Below are 15,960 nucleotides of genomic sequence, written 5' to 3' on the forward strand. Positions count from 1 at the left end.
ACCAATCGGGCATTTACAGGCAGTTGATCTCCCACCTCACTTCTTTGCCTCAGTTGACTTTCGAGGTGGGAGTCTTACTGCCCGTTAATGCGGGATAAAGTGAAACTTTAATCAGCCCTACTCCCGCCTAACTTCCTCGCATTCGCCGGATTTTGAGGTGGGAGTCTTACTGCCCATTAAAGCGGGATAAAGAAGCTGATTTTCACCAGCTTCTTTACAGTTTCTTATTTCACTTCATAAATCTTCGATAGATCTTCAAACATTGTAACTGGAATTGCTTTTGCTTCTTTTAATCCATCAAACTTTTTATCTACTGCAATAACTGCTTTCGGATATGCGATTGGAAGATAAGGTAAGTCTTCTCTAGCTGTATCTTGGATTTTGTGGTATAGCTCTGCGCGTTTTGTTTTATCTGTTTCAACCGCAGCTTCTTCCCATAACTTATCGAAGTCAGCATTTTTATAACGTGCATAATTGTATTCCGCATTACTTAAGTACAGGCTCTTATATGAATCTGGCTCTGGTCCCATTATGTAACCACCGAATGTAATGTCATATTCTTTATTCTCTTTATCTAAGCCTTTTTCACTTGCTGCACTAGCATCTAATGCATTCAGTTCAACTTGTAAGCCAACTTCTTGTAATTTTTGCTGTGTATAAAGTGCTAGACTTTCCATGATTTTATTATTCGTTACATACATAACGCGGATTTTTTCTTTATCTTTCACACCAGCTTTTGCTAATAAATCTTTCGCTTCTTTTTGATCATACTTATACTCTTTAATATCTTTCGCATAATACATAGCGTCTGGTGTTAAGATTGAATTTGCCGGTTCTGCAAATTGACTAGAAACGAACGCTGAGTTAATCATTTCTTTCTTATCTAATGCATGCGCAATTGCTTGGCGCACTTCTTTTTTCTTCATAAGGTCTGTATTAAAGTTATAAGCTAAGTAGAATAATCTACCTTCAGGGAATGTGACCATTGAGAAGTTCCCAGTGCTATCTAATTTCTTAAAGTCTTGCGGCTCAATCATCTTCATATTAATTTGACCATTTTGTAGTGAAACGTTTGCTGTATTACGGTCTTTTACAACGCGGTACACGACAGAATCTAATTTCGCTTTACCAGCAAAATAATCATCGAATCGCTCTAGCGCAACATATTCATCTGATTTAAACTCTTTTAATTTAAATGGACCTGATCCTACGGGTTGTAAGTTTTTCTTACTCTTCACTAAATCCGCTTCACCTTCAAATACATGTTTCGGAATTGGGAAGAAATCGTTCATAACCCCTTCGAAAGATGCACTTACTTGTGGTAAAACGAATTGAGTCGTTAGCTCATCCACTTTTTTCACCTCAAGCGGCTTTCCTTTAAAAATAAAGTTTTCACGGCTTGAACTATTTTGCTTCTCATCTAGAATAGATTTGAATGTAAATACAATATCATCTGATGTAATTTTCTTACCATCATGCCATTTCAAATTATCCTTTAATTTTAAAGTCCATGTTAATTGATCCTCTGAAGGCGTAAAGCTCTCAGCAAGAACAAACTTTTTCTTACCGTCTTCCATATGATACAGCGGTGCATATAAAGCTTGCTGTATCGTTAATGACACTCGATCATTTGCATAAAGCGGGTTCATCGTATCTGGATTATCACTAACACCAACCGTTAACGTTCCTCCATCTTTCGGAGTCCCTGATTTACTAGTGTTCGCTTGCTTCGAAGAATCTTTCTCCCCTGAGCAAGCCGCTAATGCAATAAGTAATAGTAGGACAAATGGTAATGCAAACAACTTCTTCTTCATATTTCGACCCCTCTCGACTATTTACACCTATAAGAAAACTCGGAATTAATACCGAGTTTTCTTATAGGTTTTAAATTACCACTACCCTTATGTATTGTCAAACTTTTTCGCAAAGATAGACAGTTTGAAATCTATTAATGAATTCTTGCGATAAAATATATTTATGCGGGGGGTAAAATAAAAAGACCACGAATAGGTGGCCTCGTAAAATGCGTTGAAAAACTAGCAGCCTACAGAAAGTTTCTCTGAAATGGTTGTTATATATAATTGAAAATGTAGAATGAGATTAAAGATAAAAAAACATTTTTAGGAGGTTATCATGACGTTTGATGAATTGAAAAAAAACAAACCAACAACCCCATGGGTTGAGCATGATGAAGATGGGGAATTTTTCACTGAAGAAAATATAAGTGCAACAAATAAGGTTCTTGACACTTACATTAACCATCTAGAGCAATTAGGCGAGACTCCAACCGAAGTCGAAGTAATGCAAGTTGTTAAAGAGGTAGTTATTAAACTAAATGAACTAAATATCGAACATGACCATTTTATCGAAACAATGGAAAGAGAAGATCTCTATGAATTTATCGATGCAGCAGCACGAATAGCTGGCTTAGAATCCGAAGAAGATATAACAGAAGAATGGCGAGAATGGTAAAAAGCTGCACCTCTAATTATTAGAGGTACAGCTTTTTACCATTCTTGCCAATTGAATTAATGATTTGATGTCCGCACAGAATTCACGTGTTCCAACATATCATTAACATCTTCTAAATCAAATTTCCCTAACCATTCTTACAGTCCTTCGTCTATTTCGACTTCTCCTCGTAATGCCTTTTAAATTTCGTTGTACATATAAGAGTCACCACAACAAAATTAAATAAAAAAACGATTCTCTTATATATTATAGTAAAAACTAATTTACACCTTTTGAGACAAAACCGTTTCTATCCTCTCCGATAAACACTCTCCTGCCCATCCACCTTCATTCGTAATCGATCTTCCGCCAACGTTAACTCTACTTTTTTGTATTCACCTGAGTTTTGTTTGACCGAGATGATATATGTATTATCCCCACTCTTCGGTTCAGAGCTTATATAGAATTTATGTTGTGGAAGACGGCCGCCTGGCTGTTCCTTTGCGATAATTAATTCACCGCTTTTATCTCCTTCACTTAATACAAAAGCTATGCCATCCCCACCGGTAGTATTGATCCAGTCACCTTCTACCTGTGTGAATGGTATCGTTGTTTTCGTGCGATTAGATTGTTCACGTTTATCATTTTGTCCTGTATACGTTTTTTTCTCATCAACAGGCTCATAATTGTTCATAAACTCTTCTTTCGTCATTCGTTTTAGCGAGAGGTTTTCTTCTTGATGCCCTAGTCTTATTAACTCAATCTCCTCGTCATCTACTACATTCACCTGAACATTAAATGGTGTGAATGTTTCTAAATTAGATTTGACCTCATAAATGCGTAAACTAATTTTCTTCTCATCAATATTTTGTTCTTTAAATAAGTATGTAACGTTTTTTTCACCGTTATAGAGTGTTATTTCGCCTTTTTTATCTCCAGTTACATTAATCCCTACATAACTAGGATCACTTGTATCTACCCAATAACCATCTATATCCGCTAATGATGCGGTGCTTAGTTGTGTAGTTTGCGCTTCCATATTTTCGCTAGTTTCCACCGGAGTTGTGATTTTATCATCACCTGAGAAAAATAACATTTTCACCGTAAGCAGCGCAACTGCTACACCGATTACTCCCGTAATGCCTAACAACACGAAATCCTTTTCTTTTTTACTATCCGCTTGTTTTGGAGCTAGCTCATCATTTTCAAGATTACTGCCACATGCGACACAAAACCTTTCTCTTCCAGACCTTTCCTTACCACAATGTCCGCAAAAACGACTCCGCCCTTTCTTCGGCTCAACACGTTTTAACAATTTATCTATCATGCCTTGTCCAACTAATGTTCCATTAAATGCATTCAAAGCGGTTTCTTTCTGTTCTGGGGTCATGCTCCCCCACTGTGAAGAGTCTTTAGCTTTAGCCGTATCTCCATCCAAACTAGTTTTTGCATAGTCGTGTGCTTCTACATTCACCGATTCCGCATCTGAGCCGTGATACGATAAATTATTCGTTACATCTCCGTCTGGCACTGTTCTTACATGGCCTTTCACTGCTACCATTTCTGTATTCACAGGCTTTGCATCCGGACCATGATACGATAAGTTATTCGTTACATCTCCATCTGGCACTGTTCTTACATGGCCTTTCACTGCTACCATTTCTGTATTCACAGGCTTTGCATCGGGGCCGTGATACGATAAGTTATTCGTTACGTCTCCATCTGGCGCCGTTCTTACATATGGTTGCACATTCGTTCCCTTAGCTATATGCGCCTCTGAAGAATGTACAACTGTTTCTCCTGTCACAGCGTGTCCATCAACCACTCCTGGTTCTGCGACATACACATCTCCACCAACATGCATTTTTAAAAATGGCAAAATGAAAGAAATAATAATAAGAGGTACACTTCCCATAATTCCAAGAGCTGCATAACTACTATAACTATGTCCATACAACCAAATTAACGTTGCTCTTATACCAATAAAGCCTAACGCCGAAACGATAATAGACTCCATTACTTTACTAGGTGAAGAATCGTAGGCTAAAGACGCACTAGTAGGATCGAAACTCATTCTGGCTAATAAAATAGCCGCAATTCCATATACAAGCAATCCAGCTAAGAAAGGCCTCCAATTTTTTAGCACAAACTGAATTCTCATAAAAAAGAGAACGAGCATAACAATAAAAATAATTGGTGCTAAAAACGGAAGAATTGCCGCTATTATGCCTAATATGAGCATGAAAAATAACATTTTCTTCAATAACTTAAATGATGTAATAATAAAAAATAAAAATAGTCCAAAACCAAATAATCCTGGATGGATATATCCTAAAAATAAAATGATAGGAAATAATGTTATCGCTATTTTATGATGGTTGGTTTCTTTCTGACTTGCAATCCATTCCTCCATACTTTATACTCCTTTCTTAATTGTTTCATAAACCGTTTTCATCCTTATAGATTATATAACGCCTTTTGTAATTTATATATATAAATTTTAACTAAAATAAATCTGTAATTCGCCCGCAACCAACCCCAAAGCGGCGCCACACCCCACCAAAAAAAGACCACCAAAAGGCAGTCTCTCACAACTGAATCATAGTACCCACTCCACACTCCACCGCTTTCTCATACAAATACTTCGCGACGATAATATCCACTACCGCCAAACCTACTGATTTGAAAATAGTAATCTCTTCATCATTCTCTCTACCAGCTTTTTCTCCGCTTATAATCTGACCAAGTTCGGCGTGGATGTCGCTCGCTTCAAATAATCCTTCTTTTATAGGAACTTGAAGGTCACCCGTTTCTTCTAGTGCTGCTTCTTTTGATTCGACTACTACTTTGTCAGCGCCCGCGATGGCGTGAGATGGTAGTTCTTGCATGCTCGGTCTGAATGAACCGACGGCGTTTATGTGGACGCCTTTTTGTAGTTTTTCTGAGAAGACTGGTGTGGATGCATTCGTTGTTGTGACGATGATGTCCGCTTCGCTTATTGCTTCATTTGGGTCCCTGTAGACGTAAGCCGGTTTATTGAATTTCTCTTGTATATATTGCGCGAATGCATAGGCTTTTTCTTCCGTTCGGTTGTATAAAATTACTTTTTCGATATCTCTAACGGCGAGTACAGCTTCTGCAATTCCTTTCGCTTGTTCACCTGTACCGATAATGCATAAGTTTTTTGCGTTATGACGAGCTAAATGTTTTGTCGCTACTCCTGATAAGGCGCCTGTTCGAATCATCGTTAAGTACGATCCTTCTAAAAGTGCGAGTGGTTCTCCCGTTTGAAAGTCTGATAGCATAACAATTCCGTTTATCGTTTTCTTTCCTATCTTTTTATTATGCGGAGCTACCGTTACTACTTTTAAACCGAGCGCTTCGAGCCCTTCCGCTACTGAAGGCATAATTAATGCGGTATTTTGCTCGTTCGCAAATGGTAATGAACCGCGAATTGGTGTGATCGTTCTTTCTGCTGAAAATTCTTTTAAAGCAAGCGCCGCGTATTCAATGACTTCCTTCATATTTACTAAGTTTCGTTGTTCGTTCGCGCTTATGACTAGCATATCTTTCCACCTCCTCCTTCTACTCTAACAAAAATCCCCGATTCAAATCATCTCTCGGGTCTACAACGAACTGATGAAATCCTGTAATAAATGCATTCCCCGTTACTTTCGGAATGACAGCTTCATATGTATCTACTGCGGTTACCGACAATACTTCTCCTTCGAATTTCCCGTCAGTAATGCATTCGTGGACGAACATCTCTCCCTTTTGTAAGGTATCTTTTTCAAAGAGAGTTGCGATTCTTGCGGAAGTTCCTGTGCCGCAAGGAGAACGGTCTACTTGCCCATCAGCAAAGATCGTTACATTTCGTAAAGTAGCGTCTTTTCCTTTCGGTTCATCTGAGAAAATAACTCCGTATATTCCTTTTAAATCTTCTTCAAGTGGATGTTTTACTTCCATTTGCCTTTCAATGTAGTGTTTAATTTTACCGCCCCACGTTTGAATTGCAGCTAAATCTTTGAAATCGACTTTCAAACCAAACTCTTTACTATCCACTACAGCGTAGAATGCTCCGCCAAACGCGATATCTACTTGAAATTCATAGTCATCTATTTTGATAGGAACGTCTTTCTTGTATACGAACGAAGGAACGTTTTCAAATGATACTGCCTCTACTTCGCTCCCGTTAAATTTTGCATACGCAATAACTTCCCCGGCAGGGCTATCAATAATGAATTTTTGTTTTTCTCCTGTCACTTCAAACATACCTGTTTCAATTCCAACTGTAATAACAGCGATAATTCCGTGACCACACATCGTACTCCAGCCTTCATTGTGCATAAATAATACGCCAAAATCAGAATGAGGACTTGCGGGCGGAGTAATGATACAACCGTACATGCCGTGATGTCCTCTCGGTTCATACATAAGAACCTCGCGAAGATGATCCAAATGTTCCATGCAGTATGCGCGTCTTTCTAGTTGTGTTGCTCCCTTTATCTCTGGCACTCCGCCCGTAATGATTCGAAGTGGTTCCCCAGCTACGTGAGCATCAATTGTTGTGTATATTTTACTAACCTTCATTTCTATCTCTCCCCTATATGTTAATACTATTTTCATTGCAAGTATCATGCCAACGCATAGAGTATAAAGTGAAACTTTAATCAGTCGGAGGGTCTTCATCCCCCACTGATTATTCGCCCACATCAATCGGGCTTTTACGGGCAGTTAATGCGGGATAAATCTGTATACATTTTTTGAAAAATACATACTACTGTCTATTTTTTTATACAGTAGGTGATTATTAGCCCCAAAACAAAAAGATCCCCCGAAAACTCAGGGGGTGATTTAAGCCATAGTTTTGCGGGATTTGAGTTAAAAATCAAATTTATTCTTCACTCTCCAAGCTTTCCCACTCACTCAAATACATGACGTCTTGTTTTACTTTTTTCTTTTCAGGAAGTAAACATAGAAATTCTAAAGAATTGCCGTCAGGATCATAAAAATAAAGATTTGCACTAGGTGTCCAAGTTTGAACCATAGGCTCGGAAGGTTCAAGACCGAAAGCAGCCCTTGGGTTCATTCCTTTATTAAGAAGCCATTCTCTTGCATGAATGATTTCTTCATAGTTAACCTTGAATGCGAAGTGACTTGTATGGAATGCTTCTTCCGATACTTCCCAAATGCCCAGCATTTGTTCCTTCTTATTTTCTTTATCAAACCAAAAGAAAGCTACACGGCGTTCTTCAATAGTGCGAGCATGAAATAATCCAAGTTTAGTATAAAACTCTTTTGCCACTTCTAAATTTTTTGTTTTAACATGTGTTTCATATAAAGTACCTGGAAACAAAGCATATCCCTCCTTTATATTTTTAGAAATTCTTACTATAAATACTATTTTAATAAACTAGAAATAGAAGTGATGTCGTATTTTCTTTAAATAGTTTTCAATTTCGTAGCCCTAATGCTGAGGAAAAACTACCACTGATTAAAGCTTCACTTTGTGAGAAGGGATTCTTCAAATTCATGATTCACGGTAATATTACGCTTCAAAGCGAGGCGGATTTATGACTCAAATCACCCTGACCCATCAAACCCTAACCGCCACCACATCCGGCACTTGCCTTACAATCTCCTCACCAATCTTTATACTAGCCGTTGCGGCCGGGGATGGTGCATTGCAAATATGCAGAGAATTGATGCCAGGGATAATGCAGAAGTCATCAACCATATTTCCGTTTGATAAAATGGCTTGTGCCCTTACACCTGCATGGGTTGGCACGATATCTTTCTCTGTAAGCTCTGGTATTAAGCGCTGTAAGCTTTTTAAAAATGATTGTTTACTAAATGAGCGCACCATTTCTTTTATGCCTTCTTTCATATTTGGCATCGCCATTTTCCAAAAGCCTGTGTATGTCATTGTTTCCATGAAGTCTTTTATGTTGAAGTCTGTTTTCGTATAGCCTTCGCGTTTGAAGCTTAATACTGCATTTGGTCCTGCATGTACATCCCCGTTTATCATTCTTGTGAAATGAACACCTAAAAACGGGAATTCTGGATTTGGAACTGGATAGATTAAATGTTTTACGAGATGGCGTTTTTCTGGGACAAGTTCGTAATATTCACCACGAAACGGAACGATTTTCATATCCGTTAATATGCCTGTCTTTTTCGCAATACGGTCACTATGTAAGCCGGCGCAGTTAATGAGAAATTTCGTTTTAAATATCCCTTGATTCGTCTCAATTGTTACAGCGTCTTTTTTCTCCGTAATACGCTCTGCCGCTGTTCCTAAATGTACTTCTCCCCCGCTTTCTTGGATCAAACGGGCAAATGCATAACTTACTCCTTTATAATCAGCAATCCCGCAAGAAGGAACACGGATTGCGCCAAGTCCTTTTACATGCGGTTCAATTTCAGCTAATTCTTCTTTATCTATTTTTTCAATATGTAAATCGTTTTGTAAGCCTCTCTCATATAAGTTATGTAAAAGAGGAAGTTCGTCCTTTTCTGTAGCGACAATTACTTTTCCGCACATGTCATAAGCGATGTCATTTTCTTTACAAAATTGAACCATAGCTGCGTTTCCTTCTTTGGCAAACTTCGCTTTATAACTCCCTGGTTTATAATAAATTCCAGAGTGAATTACTCCGCTATTATGTCCAGTTTGATGATGTGCAAGTTCCTTTTCTTTTTCAATGATCACGATTTTCGCACGAGGGAATTTTTTCGTTAAAGCCATTCCCGTTGAAAGCCCAACAATTCCTCCGCCAATAATTATAAAGTCATACATCCTACTTCCCCCTTAATATGATGAAAGGCAGGTCTTTTTTAAGACCCGCCGTACAAACTTATTTAGAAAAACAACCACGTTGACGCATTAGTTCTCTATATAAATCTTTATTTTTCTCAAACGCAGCTCTTCCGTGCATCCAAAATAAGTTGTTTAAAAGAACTAAGTCACCAATTGGTAATTTCAATGCATGTGTTGCTGGTGAGTTTTCAACAGAATATGATAAGTCTTTCAAATAGTTTGCTTGTTCAATATTATCTGGATAAGCGAACTGATCAATAAAGCAAATACATGGTGCGTTATTCACATCAAAAAACGTTTCACGATAGACGATTTCTTGCGCATTTTTACTTGGTGGCGCTTTATACGTAACCTTAACAGATGCGAGCGAATGATTTCTAAATTTATGAAGGTCTTCCCAATCGTCTAAATGTAGTAAACGAGATTCTCCACCTACTGCATTTTGCTCTTCAATTTTCATCATAAGAAGCCAATCTGTCGGCTCATCAACGAATGTACCGTCTGTATGCAGTGTAAACAATCGGTACGCTTGACGAAGGTAAGAATCACTACTATCCGTATCTTTCACATTAAATCTAGCATAGTACGTTCCTGTCATTGCATCAAAGTTTGGCTCCCCGATTAAATGTGTTAATGCTGTTGCAAATTTCACGTAGTCTGCTGGATCTGACGTTTCACCTTGTACCCCAATTGTAAATCCGCCCGTTTCACGGTCATGAACAATGCCGCGAATGTTATCCATAAATGATTGCCCAAAAATCTTTCTCATTCCATCCGCAAGATTAAATCGAGAATAAGGAATGTATTGTAATGACTGCTCTGAATGCTCTTTTACCTCTTCAAAAAACTGCTTAAGCAATTGCTGATTTAAAACAATATGATATAAACGCTTATGCTCTGGATGAGGAACAATCTCATACCCCTCATATTTCTTTGCAAATTTCATCTTCGTATTTTGTTCTGTAATAATCGACATTTCAATTCCTCCCTAATTTAAATATGAAGAACGTATTGACGTTTTTTACAGACAGTTATCCTTATCTTCTTATGCTGAGATTCGGTCTTACTGCCCTAACATCGAAAAAGCCAGTCATACGCATCCACGACATAAAATCGTAGAAACGTACAACTGGCTCATAATTACGAGTGTTCTTTAATCTCTTAAAGTACAATAATAATAGACAGTTTGTATGGAAATATTTGTAAAACAGGAAAGCAAGATCGAATATAGAGAAGGCTAATTTCTCGTATGGATCTTATTAATTAAATGATAATTCAAAATATTTTAACTGTCAATTTGTTTTTTATTATTTTCTCTACATACTTTATACGTTTTAAAAACCCCCTTACTTTCTACGCACCCTCTTTTTTTCATCTCTTGTTTTACAACTTACACTTCATTTAACTTTTTCATAGTTCTTGCCTCCTCAATAAAATAAGCCAGTCGTATCTCTTTAAAAGAAATACAACTGGCTCTCGTTTATGGTTGTAAACTAGATAGTTTTTATGGTGTTGTTTCCTCGTACTCTCCCCTGGGCTGTTCATCATTTAAATAACTTACATATTGGCGATGTAAATCTTTCACCGCACTGACGATAGCATTTTGCGCTTTTCCTTGATAATGGTCCGTAATATCTTGAACGATTTCCTCAATACCATCTTGCAAACTATGTCCTCTCAACATTTGAGCGACGAAGTCTCTACCATGCTCTGTCGCAAGCGTACATGACGCTTCAATAATGACATGATATTTATGATCTGCCTCAATTGTAATTGTTAATGTTTCATACATACTGCGAACAGCCATACCTTTCGGAAGTCTCGAATGTCCTGCCATAAAAAAAGTCCCTTTACGCATATTTCATCCTCCGTTACTATGTTAAGAGCCAGAAAAACAATGTACACATTTGCATTGAATTTTACTACCCTTATCCTTATAGCTCGTACTTCTGCTAAAGAAGCTCAAGTGGAAAGAAGTTACTCTCTTCATTTTCAAACATAAATCTGGGCTTACAGCGAGGCTAATCACTGTCATCCGATAATAAGTTAATCATAATAAAAATAAACTGAATATTCAATATTAAACTCCGCGAATTTCATGAATAAAAAAAGAAAATTCTCTCACCCAGGCACATATACTGTTCAAAAGAAAAAAGGAAGTGGTCTCATGTATTACGGAACAAAAGGCTGGTACGTAGCTGAACTAAAGAAATTAGGTGTTCGCTATCATGAAGGACGAAAACTAGAAAGTTACCGCGCACACGTATTACGCAATTTATTAATCGCACAACAAGAGACAACGAAAGAAGAGTAATTCACTAACAAAACAACTCTCGAGATATATCATCTATTCAACAAATCCCGTCAAATCTCCCATCTAAACTACCAACTAATCACACATTGATACAAACCAAAAAAAGATCACCTACACAGGCATGCCCATCAACTTAAGAATTCAGAATCACCACAAAATGAAAAAATAAGCTTTTTTGTCACAAGTGTAGCTTTGTAAAAAAGATTGATTAAAAACATCAAACCTCTATAGATTTCTTAGAGGTTTGATGTTTTCTTGTTGGATATTTATGTTAATCTAACGATAAACATTGTGAAGAAATGTACTTCAACTAACGGGGCAGGTTAATTGAAGATTGCTTTGACCTTTGTTCAACAATTGGGCCATTTAGTTGAAGATCTCATCAAATAAGTAATGATATTTAAAGGAATAATTCATTCTGATAAAGAACATTAAAAAACGTGATGATAAGGAGGCGATTGTATGGCAAATCATGTAGAAAATCTATATAACTATCATGTATGGGCAAATCAACGGATTATTGATCATCTTAAGACACTTTCTCCTGAGAAATATCAAAAGGAAATGAAAAGTGTCTTTTCTTCTGTTTCAAAGGTTTTATCTCATCTCTATTTGGTGGAATATGGATGGCTTCATACCCTTGAGGGTCAGAGTATGAATGAAGCAATGCAATCTTCATTTCAAATTCAAGAAAAGATTGAGAAACTGCCCATTGAAGACTTAGAAACGGAATTTCACACTTTAACATCCCGGTTTAAAACCTTTTTGAACAGACAGGAAGATATGGAAAAGAGAATAATGTTGGATAATCCATGGGCAGGATTAAGAGAAACAAGTATATCTGAAATGGTCTTACACGTTGTGAATCATGGAACCTATCATAGAGGGAATATTTCAGCTATGTTACATCAGTTGGGTGATTCTTCAGTTATGACTGATTATGCTTTTTATTGGTATTCTTGAAATGTTATTCATTAAGGCTCAGTAAAATAATCAAACTTTTTTATAAAAATCTCATACTTAGCTAAAAAGGGTAACTCCATTTTGATCAATCTTTATTCAAGATGGAGTTTTTGTATTTGTTGTTAAATAAAAAAGGATAATCAGCCTCATAATGGACTAACTATCCTGTAATTTATTAATTTAATAAACGGGTGACTTTTCCTATTCACAAACAAGAATTTGTCTAGAAAATGATCCTTTTCTTGTGATACAGCGGTCTGTAATTTCAAATCCCGCTTCATGAATCATGTCGTCCATTGTTTCCATCGTGACAACGACTACTTTTTTTGCAATGCGGCGCGCACTTGAAAGAATTGAGAACTGGTCTTCTGGTGTTGCATGCGTAAATAAGTCGTACGGCATATCGATAATTGCAACGTCGTAGTTCTCAGTAATTTCCTCGATTGGACCTTTTGTTACTGTTCCTTCAAATCCAAAATGTGCTATGTTTTTCCTCGTTCCAAGAACCACAAGTGGATTTATATCTCTACCAACAATGTTAATTCCCATAGAAAGTGCTTCTACTACTACTGTTCCAATGCCGCAGCACGGATCAATAGCTCGTACTCCCTCTGGATTTGGTACAGCGATATTTGCAACTGATCTCGCAACACGCGTGCTAAGAGATGTCGAATAACTATGCGGTTTTTTTATGTGATGATACCAAACTGGCTCACTTTCTACATAGTGTCCGAAGTACCAGCGTCCTCCAAGAGGAACAATCCCGAATACACGCTCTGGATTACGAACATCCGCTTCTCCTTCAATATGCATACCGAGGTCGCGTTCAATGAGACGTCTTTCCCCATATTCAATTTTATTTTCTTTCCCAAGATCATTGATTTTAACGAAGATAACTTTAAATGACGCCCCCGCCAAATCAATTTGTTCTACTTGTTTTAAAATACTTTCTAAGTCGTCTCCTTCATACATAACCTCAACGCGCTCTTTCATAAACGCACTTCTACTCGGATCAATTTTGACATCACTTTTCAAAATATTAACGTGAGACTCCATTCCAAAGAACGAGCGCATTTCCAAGTAACATAAAGCACGCTCCTCCTCACGAAATGCATACGTATATATACATGCAGGTGTTTTACTATGATTACTCAATCTATTATCATCCTTTATCGTTTAAAATTGTTATGATCAAAATTACTCAAATACTTTTTCATATAAAATTAAATGATATCATATGCCCGAAATAAAGAGAAACCTTTATAATTTGTTTTATAAATAAAAAGAGACTGCCTCTCGGCAATCTATTCCATAATTTTTTCTATTATTAACGATAAGAAGATACATCGTTACCTTGCCATTCATAGTAATCTAGAATACCAGAATAAATTGCTTCTGCTGCACGTTGTCTCCATTGTTCAGTAGCTAGTTTTTCACCTTCGCCTTTAGCATCGATGAAACCTAGTTCAGCTAAAATAGCAGGCATTGTATTGTATTTCACTACATAGAAGTCTTCTGTTTTTACACCTCTATCATTTGATTGAAGTGCTTGTACTAAACGTTTTTGTACTTTTTCTGCTAGTACACGGCTCTCTTCTGAATTTGGATTTGATGCTGATCTGTAGTAGAACGTTTCTGTTCCTTCTACTTGTTCATTAAACCCGTTTGCATGAACACTCACAAAAATATCACCTTTATTTTCTTGCGCAAATTCTATACGTTTTTTCAAAGATTCACCAGAGGTATTTCCTGGACGTGTATCATCATTACGTGTTAATAAAACAGTAAATGGTGTCTTTTGTTCAAATAGTTTTTGTACGCGTAAAGATGTATCTAATACGATAGCACTTTCATCCATTTTCACACCAGAATGCCCTGGATCAACCCCGCCATGCCCCGGATCAATAATAATCGCTTTTCCTTCTAAGAAGTTCCCTTGTTTCACTGGGTTCAATTGATTTTTATCAACCCATTGGAAACCACTAGTTGTACGAATGCGAATCCAGCTACCGCTTTCTTCAATAACAGTTACTTGTTGTGCTCCATATGTACCTAGTACTTTAGCAGTATGGGAAGCCCCTGCATATGTAGTGAATCCTTCCTTAATAGCTTCTGTTTTCTCTACTAAAGGTGTCCATTTATCACCGTTACTTGTTGCAATTTTGATCCATCCATCTCGCTCTTCTTTTACTTCAACCATTTGTGGATCATGCTGATTTTCACTAACCCCAGATGTTAATGATGGTCCGTGATATGTAATGAATTTTCTATCGATATATATTTTCTTTGTTTCTACTGGACGATTACTATTCTTTCCAAATTTATCTGTTTGAGCAGTAAGCTGAGCTGCCTGTTCACGCGTAATAGAATTATCTGGTTTCCAGCCGTCACCTGTACCTAAAGAAAGTTTTAATTCTACTAAAATATTTACTTCTTCTTTACCCCAATGATTTTCTAAATCAGCAAATTTTGTAGGCGCTGTTCCGGTTACTTGGCTTTTCAATTCATATGCCCTTACAAGCATAGCCGCCATTTCAGCACGAGTTACTTGTCCTTCAGGATCAAATACTCCCGGTCCTCGGCCTTTAATAATATCCTTTTTTTCAATCGCTGCAATATATTGAGCTGCCCAATGATTTTTTGAATCATTAAAAGATGGCTTCGCGTTTGGATCCACTTTAACGCCAATTGCTGTTGCGATAATCTTTGCCGCTTGAGCACGTGTTAAATTTCCTTGTGGCATAAAGTTACCATCTGGCATACCATTAATTACATTTCTCTCTACTAAATAATAAATCGCGTCTTTCGACCACGCATCGTCTGAAACATCAGGAAATTTCTTCGTTTCTGCTAAACTACTAATTGGATGTGCTAGTAAATTTGCTGCTAATATACCTGCGGCTATTGCTTTGTACTTCATGAAAAATAAATCTCCTCTCGAAACTTCATATTTATACAATTTCTCCCATTAAACTAACTATAAAGTATTAACTAATAATTAATCCTTTCATAGTTTATAACATTATATATCTATAGTAAATACGTTTTCCCTTCACATAACAAAAATCGTATATATATAACTGATAATGAATGTATATAAAAAAGCGATTAGTACATAGTACTCTAATCGCTTTTCCTAATGTATTATTTAAAATTTTCTTTAATATATATTCCCTTCCTCCAAAGAAAGCTTTACCTGATCGATCCTTTCTGCTTTTCCCGTCTCAAGATTTGTTTGGAAAGTCGAGAAATACCATATTCCTTCTCCATTATCATAATTCCCTATAAGGAACTTCCCTTTATCTAAAGCTTTAAAACGAGTTCCTGCAATACCTAGGTCACCTTCGCCAATTTTCACTTCGAGTACTTTTCCTTTATGAATATAAAAAACTTGCGCTAATGAAAAGCTGAT

13 protein-coding genes and 1 pseudogene are annotated in these 15,960 nt (G+C 37.0%); 3 read left to right on the forward strand and 11 right to left on the reverse strand.

Annotated elements, in window-relative coordinates; genetic code table 11:
* Positions 1 to 224: 224 nt before the first annotated feature.
* On the reverse strand, positions 225 to 1,814 hold the full coding sequence (locus tag MKX66_RS15295; protein ID WP_159146286.1) for an ABC transporter substrate-binding protein: 1,590 nt from the start codon (positions 1,812 to 1,814) through the stop codon (positions 225 to 227).
* A 319-nt stretch (positions 1,815 to 2,133) separates the two neighbouring features.
* On the opposite strand from MKX66_RS15295, the gene MKX66_RS15300 reads away from it, so the two are divergent.
* Positions 2,134 to 2,472 carry a hypothetical protein gene (locus MKX66_RS15300; RefSeq protein WP_002030071.1) on the forward strand — a complete coding sequence of 113 codons (339 nt, stop codon included), beginning with the start codon at positions 2,134 to 2,136 and terminating at the stop codon, positions 2,470 to 2,472.
* A 289-nt stretch (positions 2,473 to 2,761) separates the two neighbouring features.
* On the opposite strand, the gene MKX66_RS15305 is transcribed toward MKX66_RS15300, so the two are convergent.
* The 7 genes from MKX66_RS15305 to MKX66_RS15335 form a co-directional block, all read right to left on the reverse strand.
* The gene (locus MKX66_RS15305) at positions 2,762 to 4,864 is read right to left on the reverse strand and encodes a hypothetical protein (RefSeq protein ID WP_341086621.1); all 2,103 of its coding nucleotides are present in this window, start codon (positions 4,862 to 4,864) and stop codon (positions 2,762 to 2,764) included.
* 175 nt (positions 4,865 to 5,039) lie between these two features.
* A complete protein-coding gene (locus MKX66_RS15310) occupies positions 5,040 to 6,017 on the reverse strand; it encodes an ornithine cyclodeaminase family protein (protein ID WP_215590798.1) in 978 nt (325 codons plus the stop codon).
* A 19-nt stretch (positions 6,018 to 6,036) separates the two neighbouring features.
* On the reverse strand, positions 6,037 to 7,089 hold the full coding sequence (locus MKX66_RS15315) for a proline racemase family protein (protein ID WP_215591277.1): 1,053 nt from the start codon (positions 7,087 to 7,089) through the stop codon (positions 6,037 to 6,039).
* Between the two features lie 256 nt (positions 7,090 to 7,345).
* Positions 7,346 to 7,807: a VOC family protein gene (locus MKX66_RS15320; protein ID WP_215590797.1), complete on the reverse strand. Its 462-nt coding sequence runs from the start codon at positions 7,805 to 7,807 to the stop codon at positions 7,346 to 7,348.
* A gap of 240 nt (positions 7,808 to 8,047) precedes the next feature.
* Complete coding sequence (gene lhgO / locus MKX66_RS15325) at positions 8,048 to 9,250, reverse strand: L-2-hydroxyglutarate oxidase (RefSeq protein WP_341086624.1); 1,203 nt, start codon at positions 9,248 to 9,250, stop codon at positions 8,048 to 8,050.
* Positions 9,251 to 9,308: 58 nt separating this feature from the next.
* Positions 9,309 to 10,247 (reverse strand): glutarate dioxygenase GlaH, encoded by a 939-nt coding sequence (glaH, locus tag MKX66_RS15330; RefSeq protein WP_088038604.1) that lies wholly within the window; start codon positions 10,245 to 10,247, stop codon positions 9,309 to 9,311.
* A 528-nt stretch (positions 10,248 to 10,775) separates the two neighbouring features.
* A complete protein-coding gene (locus MKX66_RS15335; RefSeq protein WP_001225455.1) occupies positions 10,776 to 11,129 on the reverse strand; it encodes a DUF3870 domain-containing protein in 354 nt (117 codons plus the stop codon).
* A gap of 240 nt (positions 11,130 to 11,369) precedes the next feature.
* Here MKX66_RS15335 and MKX66_RS15340 point away from each other — a divergent pair, with 240 nt between their 5' ends.
* Both MKX66_RS15340 and MKX66_RS15345 read left to right on the forward strand, forming a co-directional pair.
* Positions 11,370 to 11,585: a YflJ family protein gene (locus MKX66_RS15340; protein ID WP_002030060.1), complete on the forward strand. Its 216-nt coding sequence runs from the start codon at positions 11,370 to 11,372 to the stop codon at positions 11,583 to 11,585.
* A gap of 462 nt (positions 11,586 to 12,047) precedes the next feature.
* Entirely contained in the window at positions 12,048 to 12,548 is a 501-nt protein-coding gene (locus tag MKX66_RS15345) for a DinB family protein (RefSeq protein ID WP_001273686.1), read from the forward strand.
* Positions 12,549 to 12,749: 201 nt separating this feature from the next.
* On the opposite strand, the gene MKX66_RS15350 is transcribed toward MKX66_RS15345, so the two are convergent.
* The 3 genes and pseudogenes from MKX66_RS15350 to MKX66_RS15360 form a co-directional block, all read right to left on the reverse strand.
* The gene (locus MKX66_RS15350) at positions 12,750 to 13,703 is read right to left on the reverse strand and encodes a TRM11 family SAM-dependent methyltransferase (protein ID WP_012260407.1); all 954 of its coding nucleotides are present in this window, start codon (positions 13,701 to 13,703) and stop codon (positions 12,750 to 12,752) included.
* A 172-nt stretch (positions 13,704 to 13,875) separates the two neighbouring features.
* A complete protein-coding gene (locus MKX66_RS15355) occupies positions 13,876 to 15,468 on the reverse strand; it encodes an N-acetylmuramoyl-L-alanine amidase (RefSeq protein ID WP_012260406.1) in 1,593 nt (530 codons plus the stop codon).
* A gap of 224 nt (positions 15,469 to 15,692) precedes the next feature.
* Positions 15,693 to 15,945, reverse strand: a pseudogene (locus MKX66_RS15360) (hypothetical protein); the annotation flags it as partial.
* Positions 15,946 to 15,960 lie beyond the last annotated feature (15 nt).

The organism is Bacillus sp. FSL R9-9530, from assembly GCF_038008145.1.
In the GTDB taxonomy this organism is placed as follows: domain Bacteria; phylum Bacillota; class Bacilli; order Bacillales; family Bacillaceae_G; genus Bacillus_A; species Bacillus_A mycoides.

Excerpts from the sequence above, each read along its gene's own strand:
- MKX66_RS15315 (WP_215591277.1), bottom strand. The coding sequence starts at position 7,089 with ATGATACTTGCAATGAAAATAGTATTAACATATAGGGGAGAGATAGAA.
- MKX66_RS15340 (WP_002030060.1), top strand. The coding sequence starts at position 11,370 with ATGAATAAAAAAAGAAAATTCTCTCACCCAGGCACATATACTGTTCAA.
- MKX66_RS15310 (WP_215590798.1), bottom strand. The coding sequence starts at position 6,017 with ATGCTAGTCATAAGCGCGAACGAACAACGAAACTTAGTAAATATGAAG.
- MKX66_RS15355 (WP_012260406.1), bottom strand. The coding sequence starts at position 15,468 with ATGAAGTACAAAGCAATAGCCGCAGGTATATTAGCAGCAAATTTACTA.
- MKX66_RS15300 (WP_002030071.1), top strand. The coding sequence starts at position 2,134 with ATGACGTTTGATGAATTGAAAAAAAACAAACCAACAACCCCATGGGTT.
- MKX66_RS15335 (WP_001225455.1), bottom strand. The coding sequence starts at position 11,129 with ATGCGTAAAGGGACTTTTTTTATGGCAGGACATTCGAGACTTCCGAAA.
- glaH (WP_088038604.1), bottom strand. The coding sequence starts at position 10,247 with ATGTCGATTATTACAGAACAAAATACGAAGATGAAATTTGCAAAGAAA.
- lhgO (WP_341086624.1), bottom strand. The coding sequence starts at position 9,250 with ATGTATGACTTTATAATTATTGGCGGAGGAATTGTTGGGCTTTCAACG.
- MKX66_RS15295 (WP_159146286.1), bottom strand. The coding sequence starts at position 1,814 with ATGAAGAAGAAGTTGTTTGCATTACCATTTGTCCTACTATTACTTATT.
- MKX66_RS15345 (WP_001273686.1), top strand. The coding sequence starts at position 12,048 with ATGGCAAATCATGTAGAAAATCTATATAACTATCATGTATGGGCAAAT.
- MKX66_RS15305 (WP_341086621.1), bottom strand. The coding sequence starts at position 4,864 with ATGGAGGAATGGATTGCAAGTCAGAAAGAAACCAACCATCATAAAATA.